The sequence below is a fragment of the Pedobacter sp. ASV28 genome (assembly GCF_016428855.1).
Lineage (GTDB): Bacteria > Bacteroidota > Bacteroidia > Sphingobacteriales > Sphingobacteriaceae > Pedobacter.
Map to the genome: position 1 here is coordinate 1 of NZ_JAELTN010000146.1, position 400 is coordinate 400.

The window sequence follows — 400 nt, forward strand, 5'->3', positions numbered from 1 at the left end:
TAAACCCCACTCTCTCCCCCCTACCCCTTCCCCCCCCATCTCCACTCCCTCTTCTCCTTCTAAAAATTAATTTTTTTAATGATACGGCGAACACCGAGATCTTCACTAGGTCTCGATCGTAGGCAGCGTCAGATGTGTTTAAGAGACAGGGAGAAATAAAGGGTAGTTATAGCTTCAAGATTACCCGAACACCAGCATTTCGAACGAATGTTTGAAGTACTAAATAGCGACTTTAATACAGAACGTGAAGTCTGTCTCTTATACACATCTCCGATCCCACGAGACATGCGTTACCATCTCGTATGCCGTCTTGTGCTTGAAAAGAAGGTGGGGGGGGGGGGGGGGGGGGGGGGGGGGGGGGGGGGGGGGGGGGGGGGGGGGGGGGGGGGGGGGGGGGGGG

The 400-nt window shown here is 54.5% G+C and carries 1 protein-coding gene; it reads left to right on the forward strand.

Annotated features, from left to right (window positions below):
- Positions 1-207: 207 nt before the first annotated feature.
- Positions 208-400: hypothetical protein (locus JHD79_RS22590; protein ID WP_199121617.1), on the forward strand; the 193-nt coding region annotated here is incomplete at its 3' end.